Origin of the sequence: Paraburkholderia sp. GAS206C (assembly GCF_050435645.1) — a bacterium.
GTDB lineage: Bacteria > Pseudomonadota > Gammaproteobacteria > Burkholderiales > Burkholderiaceae > Paraburkholderia > Paraburkholderia phenazinium_B.
In genome coordinates this window covers 200,299-215,494 of record NZ_JBNDKR010000009.1, presented here as the reverse complement: position 1 = coordinate 215,494, position 15,196 = coordinate 200,299, and the positions used below count along the sequence as shown (strand labels likewise).

The following is a 15,196-nucleotide window of genomic DNA, read 5'->3' as shown; positions in this document are numbered from 1 at the left end:
GATGACCTTCGGGATAAGGCGCCGCGAACGACGCCGGACAGAGGGTCAAATTCTACAGCAGCCGTCATATCCACGCCGGAAGCGCCGATATGACGACCATCACAGGAACACGCTGGGGCGCCTTTTCGGGCATCGCGTCGTCAAAGCCAAACCCCGGGGCCTTATTAGCCTTACAACGTCACCGCCTGCCCCGTCTGCAAAGACTGCCGCAGCGCGCTGCCAATCCGCGTCGCCTCCAACGCATCAGCTAACGTCGCACCCGCCGACGCCCCACCCTGCACCGCCGCCACAAACGCCCGCGCTTCGTACAGGAACGCGTCTTCAAAACGGTCGAAGAAGGTCGGTGTGCATTCGTTGCGAATCCCGCTCGCGTCCGAAATCTCGACGCGATTCAAACGCGGATTGTGGCCAATCGTCATCGCGCCCGCCGTGCCGATCACTTCGCTGCTGGTATCGTTGCCGTGCGCCATGGTGCGCGACGCGTAGAACATCGCGAGGCTGCCGTCGTCGAATTCGCAGATCGCCACGCCGTTGTCGACATCGCCGAATTCGCGCAGCCCTTCGTGCAACGCGATCGTCCCGCTCGCAAACACGCGTTTGGCGCGCGGTTTGCCGAGCAGCCAACGAGCCACGTCGATGTCGTGCACCGTGCAGTCGAGAAAAATCCCGCCCGAGGTCGGCGCGAAGCGCACAAAGAAGCCGTCGGGGTCGTTCTTGTCGGTGTTCTGCGAGCGCACCATGAACGGCCGGCCAATCACGCCTGCTTCGATCTTCTCGAACGCGTCGCGATAGCTCGGATCGAAGCGGCGCATGAAACCGATGGTCGCCTGCAAATGCGGATGCTGTTCCGCTTCCGCCAGCACTCGCTCGCACTCCGCCAGATCCAGCGACAGCGGCTTCTCGCAGAACACATGTTTGCCGGCCCGCAACGCGTCGATAATCTGTTGCGCGTGCAACGACGACGGCGTGACGAGCCAGACGGCATCGACCTCAGGATCCTCGAGCAACGCGGCATAGTCTTTGTACAAACGCGGCGACGACAAAGCCTCAGCGGCCCACGCCAACTCTTCTTCTACTGGACTGCAAGCAGCGACGAGCACGGCCCCCGGCACGCGATAAGCGAGATTCTCCGCGTGACGCTTGCCGAGCCGTCCAAGCCCGACTACGCCAACACGAACGGGTTTGCGATTAGCAGTGGTCGCCATCATGCACCCTCCCCGAGACGCACCGGCCGGCCTTCACGCCACGAGCGCGTCGCTGCATCCGCGAGTTCAAGCGCCTTCAGGCCATCTGCGACAGTCGTGCGAACCGGTTTGCCCTGCGTGACCGCCTCGAAGAAGTGTGCAATTTCCGCCGCGTACGCCGCGCGGTAACGCTCAAGGAAAAACGCTTCGGGCACGTCACTCGAGACTTCCGTCTTCGAATAGGCAACCACCTCGGTAGGACGCACGTTGCCGGCCTGCAGCATGCCCTCGCTGCCAAGCACTTCGAAGCGTTGATCGTAGCCATACGCTGCACGCCGCGCCGTGTTGATCTGGCAGAGCCGCCCGCTCTTCGTGCGAATCGTCACGGCTGTCGAATCGATATCGCCCGCGTCGGCAATCGCCGGGTCGCTCAGGCAACTGCCCGTGGCGTGCAGCGTCTCAGCTTCATCGTCGAGAATCCAGCGGAAGATGTCGAAGTCGTGGATCAGCATGTCCTTGAAGATCCCACCCGAATGCTTGATGTAGTCAACCGGCGGTGCGCCCGGATCGCGGCTCGTGACAATCAGCATTTCCGGCGTGCCGATTTCACCAGCGTCGATGCGCGCCTTCAACGCGGCAAAGGTCGGATCGAAACGGCGCTGAAAGCCGATCATGCACACCACGCCCGCGCGTTCCACTGCCTGCGCGCAGGCACGCGCGCGTTCGAGCGTCAGATCCACGGGCTTTTCGCAGAAGATGTGCTTCTTCTGCGCGGCCGATTGCTGGATCAGGTCTGCATGCGTATCCGTGCTCGAACAGATCACCGTCGCACCGACCGACGCGTCGCCCATCGCGCCGTCTATGTCCGCGACCTGCGCGCCGTGCAAGGCAGCCAGCGCTGCCGCCGCATCCTTGTTCACGTCCACCACGTACTTGAGCCGCACGCCCGGTTGCCGCGCGAGATTGGCCGCATGAATCCGGCCAATGCGCCCTGCACCGAACACTGCTACGTCGATTGTCTTGCCGCCTGCTAGGTCAGTCATCGTATCCTCCAGTGTCTTTCGATTCTTCTACGTTCAATTCGAGCTTGTACGCGAGCGCGATGAACAGCGCCTGGCACAGGCAGATCGTGCTGGTGAGCGAGCGAAACGCGAACGCGCTCCCCTCCTTCACATAAAGTTGCGTGGTGGCGTAGCGCGCGAGCGGCGACAACTGGCTGTCGCTGATCACCAGCGTTTTTGCCTGGTGATGATGCGCCACCCTTAAGCAGTACTGTGTTTCCTTGCCGTACGGTGCGAAGCTGATCGCGATCACTACGTCGCCCTTCCTGACGCTGCGGATCTGCTCGCGATACATGCCGCCGAAACCGGACACCAGGTGCACGCGCTTCGGCGTGTGCTGCAGCGCGTAGACGATATAGCTCGCCACCGGAAACGAACGCCGCACACCCACCACGTAGATGTTGTCGGCCTGTTGCAGCATCTTCACTGCGGCGTCGAACTGCGCGTCGTCGAGGCCTGCTTCGAGCTCATCTAGACCGCCGCGGCACGCCGCAACGAATTCGCGCGCCACGGAACCGCCGGACAACGCACCCGGCTTCTCGTCGATCAGCTTGCGAATGCGCTGCTGATAACTCGGCGACGATGTGCCCTGCCCCGTATAAGCCTGGCGAAACACCGCCTGCAGATCGGAGAAGCCGGAGAAGCCGAAGCGCTGCGCAAACCGCACGACGGCGGATGGATGCACGCCGCAGCTCGCCGCGATGTCGCTGGTGCGATCCACCATCACGCTTGAGCGATGCTGCTCGATATACGTCGCGACGTTTTTCAACTGACGCGGCAACGAGTCGTAGTTTTCCGCGATGCGCTGCATCAAATCTTCGACGCTGGGCAATTCTTCTGTGCTCTCTTCCGCCATGGCTCTTCCTTTGATGCTTTATTGCGCTGCAAAACGGCCCCCATCAAGGCTCTGCGCACCACGCTAACGTTGCCGATTATAGGCAGGCGCATCGTCAAATGGAACATATTTTCCATTTTTCTTTGTCATGAAATTTTCATTGCAAGTGGGCAAAAGATGGCCTAATCTTGGTCCTGAGCGATGGTGTAGCGAGCATGCGTGCTCACGCGAAGAGGGCTCGCAGGTATGAAGAAACACCATACGTTCCCTTCAATAACGAAGACCGAGAAAGGTGGAGACGATGAGACTTTGCAATGGCAAGGCAACGCTGAGGATTCTGGTGGCAGCACTGGCGCTGACGGCGGGATTGGCCGCCACAACCGCGGCCCGCGCGGCCGATGCGCACTTCGTGTTGATCAGCCACGCACCCGATTCCGATTCGTGGTGGAACACCATCAAGAACGCAATCAAACAGGCCGACGAGGATTTCAACGTCGAGACCGACTACCGCAACCCGCCTAATGGCGACATCGCCGACATGGCCCGCCTGATCGAACAGGCTGCCGCACGCAACTACGACGGCGTGATCGTTACCATCGCCGACTACGACGTGCTGAAGGGCTCGATCGGCAAGGTCACCGAAAAGCACATTCCGTTAGTCACGATCAATTCGGGCACCGAGCAGCAGAGCGCCGATCTGGGCGCGATCATGCACATCGGCCAGCCTGAATACGCGGCAGGTAAAGCAGCAGGCGAAAAAGCGAAGGCCGCAGGCGTCAAGTCGTTCCTGTGCGTAAACCACTACGCGACCAACCCGGCGTCGTTCGAACGTTGCCGCGGCTTTGCCGATGCGCTTGGGGTCGACTTCAAGACCTCCACGCTCGATGCAGGCACGGACCCCACTGGCATCCAGTCGAAGGTGAGTGCGTATCTGCGCAATCACCCGGACACCGGCGGCGTGCTCGCACTCGGGCCGCTCTCGGCTGCGCCGACGATCAAGGCGCTGCAGCAAATGGGGCTGGCCGGCAAGCTCTGGTTCGCAACGTTCGACTTTGACGACGACATCGCCAAGGCCATCAAGGACGGCACGATCAAGTTCGCCATCGACCAGCAACCGTACCTGCAGGGTTACATCGCCGTCGCCGTGCTGGCCATCGCCAAGCACGACCACACTACCGACCCCGTGAAGATCCGCCAGGCTCTCCAGGCTAACCCGAAGTTCCAGGCTCGTCTGTCGACCTATGGTCTCGCCCCCTCCTACGGTCCGCGCAACATTGGCTCTGGTCCGGGCTTCATTACGAAGGAAAACATCGACAAGGTAATCAAGTACGCAGGTCAGTACCGCTAAGCAAGGTTTGATTGAGTTCGGGCACGGGAAACCGTCCCAGCAGGCATGAAGAAAGCGCGTGCCGCCAGCCGCCACTGGCCCGGCCGCACGCGCTCCCCTTCGCAAGGTTTCACTTGCACTTCACTTGCATTCAGCGCCTTCAAGCGACGCGTCGCCACGACGCGATCCGCTGGCGCATCAAGGAGAGCTTCAATGGGCGTCGCCAACCCCTTCCACGCCAAACATCCCCGTCCCGAGCAGGACGCTGCCGCAGCAGCAGCCGGGACCGCTTCAGCCGATGAACGCGTGCGTCGCGAATCGTGGTTCAAACATCTGTTGAGCCGCCCTGAATTTGCCGCCCTCGCCGGCACCGTCATGGTGTTCCTGGTGTTCGGGCTTGCCGCCGGCAACTCCGGCATGTTCAACCTCGACGGTGTGATGAACTGGTCGCAGGTTGCCGCCTATCTTGGGATCATCGCAGTCGGCGCCTGTCTGCTGATGATTGCCGGCGAGTTCGATCTTTCGATCGGCTCGATGATCGGCTTCTCCGGCATGATGGTCGCGTTGCCTACGATGTATTTTCACTGGCCGATTGCGCTGTCGATCGTGTTCGCGTTCGCCGGTTCGATGCTGCTCGGCGCGCTGAACGGCTACCTCGTGATGCGCACGCGGCTGCCTTCCTTCATCGTGACGCTGGCCTTCCTGTTTATCCTGCGCGGCCTCACGCTCGCCCTCTCGGTGATGTTTGCCGACCGCACCATCATCTCCGGCGTGGGCGACGTCGCCTCGCATGACTGGATCGCGCATACGCTGTTCCAGGGCGTCGCCTTCAAGGGCGTGTTTACCTGGCTCGGACACATCGGTCTCGTGAAGATGCTCGACAACGGCCTGCCGCTCGTCCCTGGGATTCCGAAAGTCATTCTGTGGTGGTTCGCACTTGCCGCGGTTTGCGCATTCGTCCTCGCCAAGACGCAATTCGGCAACTGGATTTTCGCTGTGGGCGGCGACGCCAATGCGGCCAAGAACGTCGGTGTGCCGGTACGCCGTGTGAAGATCTCGCTGTTCGTCCTGACTGCCTTCTGCTCTTGCCTCTATTCCGTGCTGCAAGTGTGCGATATCGGTTCGGCGGCAGCCGACCGCGGCCTGCAGGCGGAATTCGAGGCCATCATCGCCGCGGTGATCGGCGGCAGCCTGCTGACCGGCGGCTACGGTTCGGTGGTGGGCGCATCGTTTGGTGCACTGATCTTCGGCGTCGTGCAGATCGGCATCACCTACACGAACATCGATTCGGACTGGTTCCGCGTGTTCCTCGGCGCAATGCTGCTGTTCGCGGTGCTGTTTAACCACTACGTGCGCAGCCGCGTCGCGGCATCCCGCTAAACGAGGAGTTCACGATGGATACCACCCAGAATACGACAGCAGCCGCCGTGCAGCCGGCCACGGGCGACTACATTCTCTCGCTCGAAAACGTCAGCCGTTATTTCGGTAACGTGATTGCATTGAAGGACATCACGATCCGGCTCAAACGAGGCGAAGTGCATTGCCTGCTCGGCGACAACGGCGCAGGCAAATCCACCCTGATCAAGACGCTGGCCGGCGTGCATCAGCCGAGCGAAGGCACCTACCTTGTCGACGGCAAGCCGGTGCGTTTCACCTCGCCCAAAGACGCGCTCGATCTCGGCATTGCGACCGTCTATCAGGATCTCGCGCTGGTGCCGTTGCTTTCCGTGGCGCGCAACTTCTTCATGGGACGCGAGCCGCAGAAAAAACTGTTCGGCTTTATCAACGTGATGGATCTCGACCATTGTGCGACAGCCTCGCGTGACAAGCTCGCCGAAATGGGCATCAACGTGCGCGACCCACATCAACCGATCGGCACGATGTCGGGCGGCGAGAAGCAGTGTCTCGCTATCGCACGGGCCATTCACTTCGGCGCGCGGGTGCTGATTCTCGACGAACCGACGGCAGCACTCGGCGTGAAGCAGAGCTTCAATGTGCTGAAGCTGATCCACACCGCGCGGGCCAAAGGCATCTCGGTCATCTTCATCACGCACAACGTACACCACGCCTATCCGATCGGCGATTCGTTCACGCTGCTCAATCGCGGCAAGTCGCTTGGGACCTTCACCAAGGACACCATCAGCAAGGACGAAGTACTCGACATGATGGCCGGCGGCGCCGAAATGCAGAAGATGATCGGTGAACTCGAAGGCGCGACGATCTGATTGCGCCACGCCTTCGACGCGGCGCTCGTTTCGTGCCAACGTCGTGTGGCCCGCGTCGTCAGTCAAGCACCAGGACATACAGGAAATTCCATGGCTCTTACCAGCACAACCACGCCGTCCGTTGCCAGCACCACCAGCCGCTTTGCGCAGGGCCGCAGCCGCGACATCATCTGTCTCGGCCGCCTCGGGATGGATCTCTACGCGCAACAGGTCGGCGCGCGGCTCGAAGACGTCACGAGCTTCGCGAAGTATCTCGGCGGCTCGTCGGCCAATATCGCTTTCGGCTGCGCCCGGCTTGGGCTCGCGTCATCGATGCTCGCGCGTGTCGGCAACGACCATCCGGGACGCTTCCTCACCGAAACGCTCACCAAGGAAGGTTGCGACGTCAGCCACGTGCGCGTCGATCATGAGCGCCTGACTGCGCTCGTGCTGCTCGGTCTCAAGGATCGCGATACCTTCCCGCTGATTTTCTACCGCGAAAACTGCGCCGATATGGCAGTGGACGAAGCGGACTTCGACGAGGCGTACATCGCCTCGTCCAAAGCACTGCTGATTACTGGCACCCACTTTTCCACCGAACAGGTGAACCGCACCAGCCGCAGGGCGCTCGATTACGCCCGCCGCAACGGCGTGCGCACGGTGCTCGATATCGACTACCGCCCCGTGCTGTGGGGACTCACGGGCAAGGCCGACGGTGAAACCCGCTTTGTTGCCAGTGAGGACGTCACTGCGCACATCCAGCGCATCCTGCCATTGATGGATCTGGTGATCGGCACCGAAGAAGAGTTTCGCATTGCCGGCGGCAAGCATGAACTGATCGAAGCGCTCGCGATGGTTCGCGCGGTGACGCCGGCCACTCTGGTCGTCAAACGCGGTCCGCTGGGTTGCCAGATCATCGACGGCGATGTGCCGGCCTCGCTCGACGACGCGCCGATTCACGGTGGTGTCGAAGTCGAAGTATTGAATGTGCTCGGCGCGGGCGATGCATTTGCCTCCGGCTTTTTGTCTGGGTGGCTACGCGATCAGCCGCTCGAGGCTTGCGCGCGTGCAGCGAACGCGAGCGGTGCGCTCGTCGTCTCTCGGCATGGGTGCGCCCCGGCCATGCCGACGCCCGCGGAGCTCGAGTACTTCCTGAGCGAGGCCAAGGCCGATCCGCAACGTATGCGCCGCCCGGATCGCGATGCGAAACTCGCGCGGCTGCACCGCGTTTCCCCTGCCCGCAAGCAATGGGACGAAGTGCTCGGTTTCGCCTTCGATCACCGCAACCAGTTCTTCGATCTGGCCCAGCAGACCGGCGCGGACGAAGCACGCATCGCGAGGTTGAAGAGCCTCTTTGTCGAGGCGGTTGCGCAAACCGAAAGCGCACTCGGCCTGCAAGGACGCATCGGTGTACTGATCGACGACCGCTATGGCCAGGATGCGTTGAACGACGCCACGGGCCGCGGCTGGTGGATCGGCCGACCGGTGGAACTGCCGGGTTCGGTACCGCTGGTGTTCGATCACGGGCGTTCCATCGGCACCACGCTGATTGCGTGGCCGCAGGAGCATGTGGTGAAGTGCCTCGTGCAATACCATCCCGACGAGCCGATCGAACAACGGCTCGAACAGGAAGCACAATTGCGCGCGCTCTACGATGCCACCCAGGCGAGCGGCCATGAACTGCTGCTCGAAGTGATTCCGCCGAAGCACGCGCATTTGCCGTGCGGATCCGACACCGTGTATCGCGCATTGAAACGCTTGTACAACATCGGCATCTATCCGGAGTGGTGGAAGCTCGAGCCCATGGAAGCTGCGCAATGGCAGGCAATCGACGCGCTGATCGCCGAACGCGATCCGTACTGCCGTGGCGTAGTATTGCTGGGACTGTCGGCGGCGGTTGAACAGTTGAACGAAGGCTTCCGTGCTGCCGCGCAATCGGCGACCTGCCGCGGCTTCACCGTTGGCCGGACCATCTTCCACGAGCCTAGCCACGCCTGGCTCGCAGGGACGATCCGCGACGACGAACTCATCGCACGTGTGCGACAGACGTTTGAAGCGCTGATCGCTTCGTGGCGCGCAACGCGCGGCAATCCGGCTACGCACGGCACTAAGCCACATCACGTTCACCAGGAGCAGGCTGCATGAACCAGCGCATCTTGCATCACGATCCGCAGGCGTCCGGGACGGCAGCGCCTGCGCCGGCCTCCGGCACGGTGCGTCTTACCACCGCGCAGGCACTGGTCCGCTATCTGGCCGCGCAGCGCGTGACGACCGAGGACGGTAGCGGTACCGAGCCGCTATTCGGCGGCGTATTCGCGATCTTCGGCCACGGCAATGTCGCGGGAATAGGCGAAGCGCTGTACCAGCATCGTCATGAATTGCCGACGCTGCGCGCGCACAACGAGCAGGCGATGGCCCACAGCGCGATCGCCTACGCGAAGGCCCATTTCCGGCGCCGGATGATGGCGGTCACGACTTCGATCGGACCCGGCGCGACGAATCTGCTGACCGCTGCGGCGCTCGCGCACGTGAACCGTTTGCCGGTCCTCCTGTTGCCCGGCGACGTGTTCATCTCGCGCGAGCCCGATCCGGTCTTGCAACAGGTCGAGGACTTCCAGGACGGCGGCATCTCGGCCAACGACGCGTTCAAACCCGTGTCGCGCTACTTCGACCGGATCGTGCATCCGGCGCAGTTGCTGACGGCTCTGCCCCGTGCGCTGCGCGTGTTGACCGATGCCGCGTTGTGCGGCCCTGTCACGCTCGCGCTGCCACAGGACGTGCAGGCCACCGCCTGGGATTTTCCGGCCAACTTCTTCGAACCACGCGTGGTCAACTTCCATACACCTGCGCCGATCGCAGAAGAAATCAGCGCTGCAATCGAGCGCCTGCGGCGCGCGGAGCGGCCGATGATCGTCGCCGGTGGCGGCGTGCTGTATGGCCACGCGGCTGATGCATTGCATGCGTTCGCCAGTGCACACGGCATCCCCGTTGCAGAAACGCAGGCCGGCAAAGGTTCGCTGGCATGGAACGATCCGCTCAACACGGGGGCGCTCGGCGTAACCGGTTCGCCCGCAGCGAATGCACTCGCACACGACGCCGACTGCGTGCTGGCGATTGGCACGCGTCTGCAGGATTTCACAACCGGCTCGAACACGCTATTCACCCAGGCCGACGTGATCGGCATCAACGCAAACGCGTTCGATGGCCTTAAACATGGTGGATTCGTAGTGCAGGCAGATGCGCGCCGCGCGCTAGAGGCACTCTCCGCAGAACTCGGCAACTGGCATGCCGACCGTGCATGGACCGCGCGGGCACAAAAACTCGCAGCGGGCTGGCGCGACGCGGTCGGTATGCTGACGCATGCGCCGCAGCACGAAACCGTGTTGCCGTATGACGCGGATGTGATCGGCGCCGTGCAGCGCTCGAGCGCCAGGTCCGCCGTAGACGATATCGTCGTGTGTGCAGCAGGCACGTTGCCGGCCGAGTTGCACAAGCTCTGGCGCGCGGGCCGTCCCGGCGCGTATCACGTCGAATATGGCTATTCGTGCATGGGCTACGAGATTGCCGGCGGCCTCGGTGCGAAACTCGCCCGGCCCGAGCGTGACGTCATCGTGATGGTGGGTGACGGCAGCTACCTGATGATGAACAGCGAGATCGCGACCTCGGTCATGCTCGGCGCGAAGCTGATCATCGTCGTGCTCGACAATCGCGGCTACGGGTGTATCAATCGGCTGCAGCAGGCCTGCGGCGGCGCACCGTTTAACAATATGTTCGACGATTGCGAACAGGGTCCGCTGGGCGCACCGCCGGTCGATTTCGCCGCACATGCACGCGCGCTCGGTGCGCAAGCCGAACACGTCGCGAACATCGCCGAGCTTGAAGCGGCGCTGCAACGTGCGCGAGCTGCCGACCGCACGTACCTGATCAGCATCGACACCGACGCGGCGCGCACCACCGACGACGGCGGCTGGTGGTGGGAGGTGGCCGTGCCGGAAGTGTCCGAACGCGAAGGCGTGCGCGCAGCGCGTGCGCAATATGAAGCCCAGATTGCCGAGCGCGCCAAGTCCGCCGGCGACACCAAAAACGATTGAGGACACTGGCATGACTCAGTTCGAAGTACGAATCGGCATCAACCCGCTGTCGTGGATGAACGACGACCTGCCGTCGCTGGGCGGCGAAACACCGCTCGAGGTTGCGCTAACCGAAGGACGCGCGATCGGCTATGACGGATTCGAGCTTGGTAACAAGTTCCCGCGCGAACCAGAGGCCTTGAAAGCGCTGCTCGCGCAATACGACCTGGCATTGGTATCCGGCTGGTACTCGGGACGACTCGCACGACGCAGCGTCGAAGAAGAAATCGCTTCTGTGGACGCGCATCTGGAACTGCTGGCGCGCAACGGTTCCACAGTGATGGTGTATGGCGAGGTGGCCGATTCGATCCAGGGCGCACCCCAACCGCTCTATCAGCGACCGCGCTTCTTTAGCGACGCGCAGTGGGACGCCTACGCCGCGCGCCTGGACGAATTCGCGCGCTATACGCTAAGCCGCGGCGTGCGGCTTGCTTACCACCATCACATGGGTGCGTACGTAGAGACGCCTGCCGATGTCGACAACCTGATGTCGCGCACGAGCGACGCCGTCGGGCTGCTGTTTGACGCGGGACATATTACATTTGCCGGCGGCGACCCGGTCACGGTGCTGGACAAGCATATTGGGCGGGTGTGTCACGTCCATTGCAAGGACGTGCGGCCGGCGGTGATGAAACTGGCGCGCAATCGCAACTGGAGTTTTCTGGACGCCGTGATCGCAGGAGCGTTCACGGTCCCGGGAGACGGCACGGTTGATTTCCCCGCGATCATCGAACGCCTGAAGCGGCATGGTTATCGCGGCTGGCTGGTGGTCGAAGCCGAACAGGATCCGGTGATTGCACCGTCGTATGCGTATGCGGAGAAGGGGTACCTGACATTGCGGTCGCTGGTGGATGCACCGCTCGAAGCCGGTACTTCTGCCACGAAGGAGGCAGCATGAGTTTGCTCGTAAAGGCACAGCGCGAGGGCCAGACAATCGCGCGGGTGACACCGGAGACGGCGGCATGGCGTTACGTGGGTTTTGCGGCGTACCGGATGAACGCGAACGAGGTCGTGCACGTGTTCGAACCGGGCCGCGAGGTGTGTATTGTCGTGTTGGCAGGCTCGGTGGATGTGGAGACCGGAGATCAGAAGTGGAGCGCTCTTGGCTCGCGCGACAGCGTGTTTGAGGACGCAGCGCCGTATGCGGTGTACTTGCCGCCGGGTGCGCGCGCCACGGTGAGAGCGGTACGCGATGCGGAGGTGGGCGTGGCTAGCGCGCCTGCCAAGGGAGAGTTGCCGGCACGGTTGATCGAGCCTTCGCAGATGAAGCGTTCAACGCGCGGCAAGGGACTCAATACGCGGTATGTATGCGATATCCTGCCGCAGACTGAGGCCGCGGAGTCTTTGCTGGTGGTGGAGGTCAGGACGCCTGGCGGACATGCTTCGAGTTATCCGCCGCACAAGCATGACACCGATAATGTGCCGCTCGAGAGCTCGCTCGAAGAGACTTATTATCATCGGCTGGAGCCTAAGCAGGGGTTTGCTTTTCAGCGCGTGTATACCGATTCAAGGGATATCGACGAGTCGATGGCTGTTGAGGATCATGATGTTGTTATGGTTCCACGTGGCTATCATCCTGTTGTTGTTCCCTATGGGTATGATTCGTACTACTTGAATGTTATGGCTGGGGAGAAGCGGACCTGGCATTTCAAGAATGATCCGGCGCATGAGTGGATTATCAATAAGGACTAGGGTTTGGTTTGCCTGTGCGGAGCGGCACTTACTTTCTTTGTCCCACAGGGACCACCTTCGGGTCGCCGCGCACTACGTGCGCGGCGGATGGGTTTGCCAAGGAAGACGTTATTTTCTCCGTGCCAGATCAACGACTAATCCCCCGTCCTCACCCATCCGCACAACGCCATTGGCAACACCCCGCCGATACCCATAAAGATCAAACCGCATAGCGCCAGGCACCGAACTATCCCGTATCAAGGTCCGGCCATTCGTGACCAACGAATCAAACATCTTGATGTCGCCAGACTGAATCCACACAAAACTCCCGCCAGCCCCAGCAGGCGGCCTCGCCACCACCGCCCCGCTCTCGCGCTGAAACTTCAACACTAAACCCTCATCCGTCACAGTCGCGCTCGCCAGATGACCCTGCAACACCGGTGGCGGAAACACCGTGTACTGATCGAATACCAGTTCGTTGCCCTGTAACGCCACTCCCTTGCGCACAAACGGTGTCAACGAGGCTAACGGAATATCCAGCGCCCGCAACAACCCCGCCTGCGGCACTCCTAGCACCTTGACGGACGTCGGTGCGTACACCAGATGCCGTTCATCCCGCGCGACAATCGTCCCGCTCATCGTCGTAGGCAACCATGCGCCCGGGAAGTGATTCCATAACTTGATGCCGCCTGTAACCTGCAGCGCCCCGTTCTCCGGTGTCAACTGCAGATCGTTCAGCGAACGTGGTTCGTAATCCAGCAGGTAATCGTTGAACAGCGCCGCCATGGCAGGCCACGGCTCCACCACCTCGCCACCTATGATGTGAATGTCATACTGCTCCGGGTCGTCCAGATCAACTGGCTGTCCTGGCTTCTTCGGCACCATCTGCGCGTCGAGAGAACGCACGTGAAAACCGATTCGTCCCGAGACGAAGAAATCTACGTTTTCCATATGAATCAGTGGTGCCGGTCCCGATGAGTGCCGCTCGTCCGTGATCGCCGAGCCCGGCGTGAGCGCGTTCGCGCCGGAAAACGCGGCACGGGTTCCGACCGGGATCGCTCGCGCCTGCGCAGCAGTGCGCAAATCGGGTGGCACACTCTGCCATTGCAGTCGCGCGGCCGCAAGCGATGCCTGTTGGGCGCGGATAAAGCTGTCGTTAAAGCGTGCGCTTGCGCTACCGGTCTCTTGTGGGACGTCGTGCGAGGCGCCCGCCAGTGTGTCGAATGAGGGCAGATGCACATCCAGCGCGCCGGCCTCGTCGAAAGTGAAGTAGCCCGCCGCCATCTGCTCGCGGTAGTGGTACAGGTCGAGTACAAACGGCGCCTTGGCATCGACCGGTGTCAGCGCCATGTCGATGTTCATTGGCATCGAACGCATGAACTTGACGTCGCCCCCCTCCACCAGCATGCCGCGTGGCGGCATCGTCGCGGGCCATGCAATATCGTGCAACGTGTGATCGTCAAGCGTGAAGTGCACGCCCGCCGACGACGTGTCGATCTGCGTGATCGTCATGTGCAGTGCTGGTGGCGGCGTGAGTTTTTCCACCTGCATGACCACGTCGTCCCCTTCCAGACGCGCAATCGGTGTATCCACTTTCAGCAGGTCGGCCATCTTCACATGTGCTGCCTGCATCAGCCTGTCCGCGCCCACGCCGGCGACTTCGACGTGGTCTGCACGGAACACGAGCTCGTCGGCGTTGCGCATAGAGAGTGTGCCGCTGAGGACGATCGGCACCCAGCTGTCGCGATGCATTTCGCCCGTGATGCGCAATGAGCCGCCGTCCTGCGGCACGACGTGCATATTGCGCAGAGGCGAGCCCTGGTACTGGAACAGATAGCGGTTGAAGATCGCCGTGAGCTTGTTGCTGTCGAGTGTGACGTCGCCACGGTGGACGTCGATCGTCACGCTGGTCGGATCGTCGAACACAATCGGCGCACCGGCATGCGTCGGCGTAAGTGTGGCCGCCATGCTGTGGATCATGAAACCGATATCGCCGGTCACGCGAAAATCCACGTCGCGAGCGAACATCATCGAACCGTCGATGCCGGAGTCACGTAGCGTCAATGGACGAACACGCCGTTCGGTCATGCCACTGGCCGTTGGCAGGCGGTCGGCAATACGCTGCTCGTCGGCGAGCTGGCGTTGCTTGGCGATTTCCAGCGCGGGACGCGTGGAAGATGCGCCGCCGGGCGCCTGCGCAGACGCAGACGCAGTGTTCTCTGAAGCGTGCGTCGCCGAGGCGTCTGTAGAACTGGCATCCGCACAGGCTGAGACAGCCAACGCCATGGTGACCAGTACGGCTCCCGGAGCCACGCGCGCGCACCAGGCTGGCTGAGCGCGTTGCCGGTACGTGGGTCGGGCCTTGATATACCGGGTCCTCCGTCGGCGAGCGTGAGTCGGGGCCGCCAAGATCCGCACGCCTCGTGCGGCCGCCGCAATCGCCATAGCGAGCCATCTAAGCGTGCGCACGACGACGCGCGTCGACATGAGTCCGTTCGGTTGCACGCCGGCCTTTGCCTCTGCATTTCTCATGATGTCCCCTCCCTCCTGCGACTGCTGCACGTGATCGCGGGCGCTGCACAGGTTTGTCTATGGCAACGGCCGGGGCGGCCTGAAAACACCAATCGCCCCGCTTGCCTCTATTACCTGATTGTCTGTATTTGTCCTCGTATTGCCGACAAGATTTCTGGAGGACGCTCACCAAACGATCAAGCGTTTGAATCGCCAACCCATCTCCGCGCCGAGCCTTATGAGCGCTGGCGCAGAGAGATTTTTGAAATCCGG

General features: G+C 62.0%; 11 protein-coding genes. 7 read left to right on the top strand and 4 right to left on the bottom strand.

Going from position 1 to position 15,196, the window contains the following annotated elements; translation table 11 throughout:
- Positions 1-170: 170 nt before the first annotated feature.
- The 3 genes from P3T20_RS25630 to P3T20_RS25620 are packed head-to-tail and all read right to left on the bottom strand — an operon-like array spanning position 171 to position 3,101.
- Complete coding sequence (locus P3T20_RS25630) at positions 171-1,205, bottom strand: Gfo/Idh/MocA family oxidoreductase (protein WP_429288323.1); 1,035 nt, start codon at positions 1,203-1,205, stop codon at positions 171-173.
- Entirely contained in the window at positions 1,205-2,227 is a 1,023-nt protein-coding gene (iolG, locus tag P3T20_RS25625) for an inositol 2-dehydrogenase (RefSeq protein WP_429288233.1), read from the bottom strand. Before iolG ends, P3T20_RS25630 begins: the two co-directional genes overlap by 1 nt.
- Positions 2,220-3,101, bottom strand: a complete 882-nt coding sequence (locus P3T20_RS25620; RefSeq protein ID WP_074263930.1) for a MurR/RpiR family transcriptional regulator — start codon at positions 3,099-3,101, stop codon at positions 2,220-2,222. The genes iolG and P3T20_RS25620 overlap by 8 nt, the downstream gene beginning before the upstream one ends.
- A gap of 280 nt (positions 3,102-3,381) precedes the next feature.
- Between P3T20_RS25620 and P3T20_RS25615 the strand changes: the two genes are divergently transcribed.
- From P3T20_RS25615 to iolB, 7 genes are all read left to right on the top strand, one after another.
- A complete protein-coding gene (locus tag P3T20_RS25615; RefSeq protein ID WP_074263929.1) occupies positions 3,382-4,428 on the top strand; it encodes a sugar ABC transporter substrate-binding protein in 1,047 nt (348 codons plus the stop codon).
- A 192-nt stretch (positions 4,429-4,620) separates the two neighbouring features.
- Positions 4,621-5,787, top strand: coding sequence for an ABC transporter permease (locus P3T20_RS25610; protein WP_074263928.1), 1,167 nt, complete (start codon positions 4,621-4,623; stop codon positions 5,785-5,787).
- 14 nt (positions 5,788-5,801) lie between these two features.
- The gene (locus tag P3T20_RS25605; RefSeq protein ID WP_074263927.1) at positions 5,802-6,632 is read left to right on the top strand and encodes an ATP-binding cassette domain-containing protein; all 831 of its coding nucleotides are present in this window, start codon (positions 5,802-5,804) and stop codon (positions 6,630-6,632) included.
- 90 nt (positions 6,633-6,722) lie between these two features.
- On the top strand, positions 6,723-8,756 hold the full coding sequence (locus P3T20_RS25600) for a bifunctional 5-dehydro-2-deoxygluconokinase/5-dehydro-2-deoxyphosphogluconate aldolase (protein WP_074263926.1): 2,034 nt from the start codon (positions 6,723-6,725) through the stop codon (positions 8,754-8,756).
- The gene (iolD, locus tag P3T20_RS25595; protein ID WP_074263925.1) at positions 8,753-10,702 is read left to right on the top strand and encodes a 3D-(3,5/4)-trihydroxycyclohexane-1,2-dione acylhydrolase (decyclizing); all 1,950 of its coding nucleotides are present in this window, start codon (positions 8,753-8,755) and stop codon (positions 10,700-10,702) included. Before P3T20_RS25600 ends, iolD begins: the two co-directional genes overlap by 4 nt.
- A 10-nt stretch (positions 10,703-10,712) precedes the next feature.
- Positions 10,713-11,639, top strand: a complete 927-nt coding sequence (iolE, locus tag P3T20_RS25590; protein ID WP_074263924.1) for a myo-inosose-2 dehydratase — start codon at positions 10,713-10,715, stop codon at positions 11,637-11,639.
- The gene (gene iolB / locus P3T20_RS25585) at positions 11,636-12,433 is read left to right on the top strand and encodes a 5-deoxy-glucuronate isomerase (protein WP_074263923.1); all 798 of its coding nucleotides are present in this window, start codon (positions 11,636-11,638) and stop codon (positions 12,431-12,433) included. Before iolE ends, iolB begins: the two co-directional genes overlap by 4 nt.
- 108 nt (positions 12,434-12,541) lie before the next feature.
- Here the strand turns inward: iolB and P3T20_RS25580 are convergent, their stop codons facing one another.
- Positions 12,542-14,698: a hypothetical protein gene (locus tag P3T20_RS25580; RefSeq protein ID WP_143787583.1), complete on the bottom strand. Its 2,157-nt coding sequence runs from the start codon at positions 14,696-14,698 to the stop codon at positions 12,542-12,544.
- Between the last annotated feature and the right edge of the window lie 498 nt (positions 14,699-15,196).

Bases quoted from the DNA above. Each gene is read 5' to 3' on its own strand.
- P3T20_RS25580 (WP_143787583.1), bottom strand. From the start codon at position 14,698: ATGGCGTTGGCTGTCTCAGCCTGTGCGGATGCCAGTTCTACAGACGCC.
- P3T20_RS25620 (WP_074263930.1), bottom strand. From the start codon at position 3,101: ATGGCGGAAGAGAGCACAGAAGAATTGCCCAGCGTCGAAGATTTGATG.
- iolB (WP_074263923.1), top strand. From the start codon at position 11,636: ATGAGTTTGCTCGTAAAGGCACAGCGCGAGGGCCAGACAATCGCGCGG.
- iolE (WP_074263924.1), top strand. From the start codon at position 10,713: ATGACTCAGTTCGAAGTACGAATCGGCATCAACCCGCTGTCGTGGATG.
- P3T20_RS25615 (WP_074263929.1), top strand. From the start codon at position 3,382: ATGAGACTTTGCAATGGCAAGGCAACGCTGAGGATTCTGGTGGCAGCA.
- P3T20_RS25630 (WP_429288323.1), bottom strand. From the start codon at position 1,205: ATGGCGACCACTGCTAATCGCAAACCCGTTCGTGTTGGCGTAGTCGGG.
- P3T20_RS25605 (WP_074263927.1), top strand. From the start codon at position 5,802: ATGGATACCACCCAGAATACGACAGCAGCCGCCGTGCAGCCGGCCACG.
- iolD (WP_074263925.1), top strand. From the start codon at position 8,753: ATGAACCAGCGCATCTTGCATCACGATCCGCAGGCGTCCGGGACGGCA.
- P3T20_RS25600 (WP_074263926.1), top strand. From the start codon at position 6,723: ATGGCTCTTACCAGCACAACCACGCCGTCCGTTGCCAGCACCACCAGC.
- iolG (WP_429288233.1), bottom strand. From the start codon at position 2,227: ATGACTGACCTAGCAGGCGGCAAGACAATCGACGTAGCAGTGTTCGGT.
- P3T20_RS25610 (WP_074263928.1), top strand. From the start codon at position 4,621: ATGGGCGTCGCCAACCCCTTCCACGCCAAACATCCCCGTCCCGAGCAG.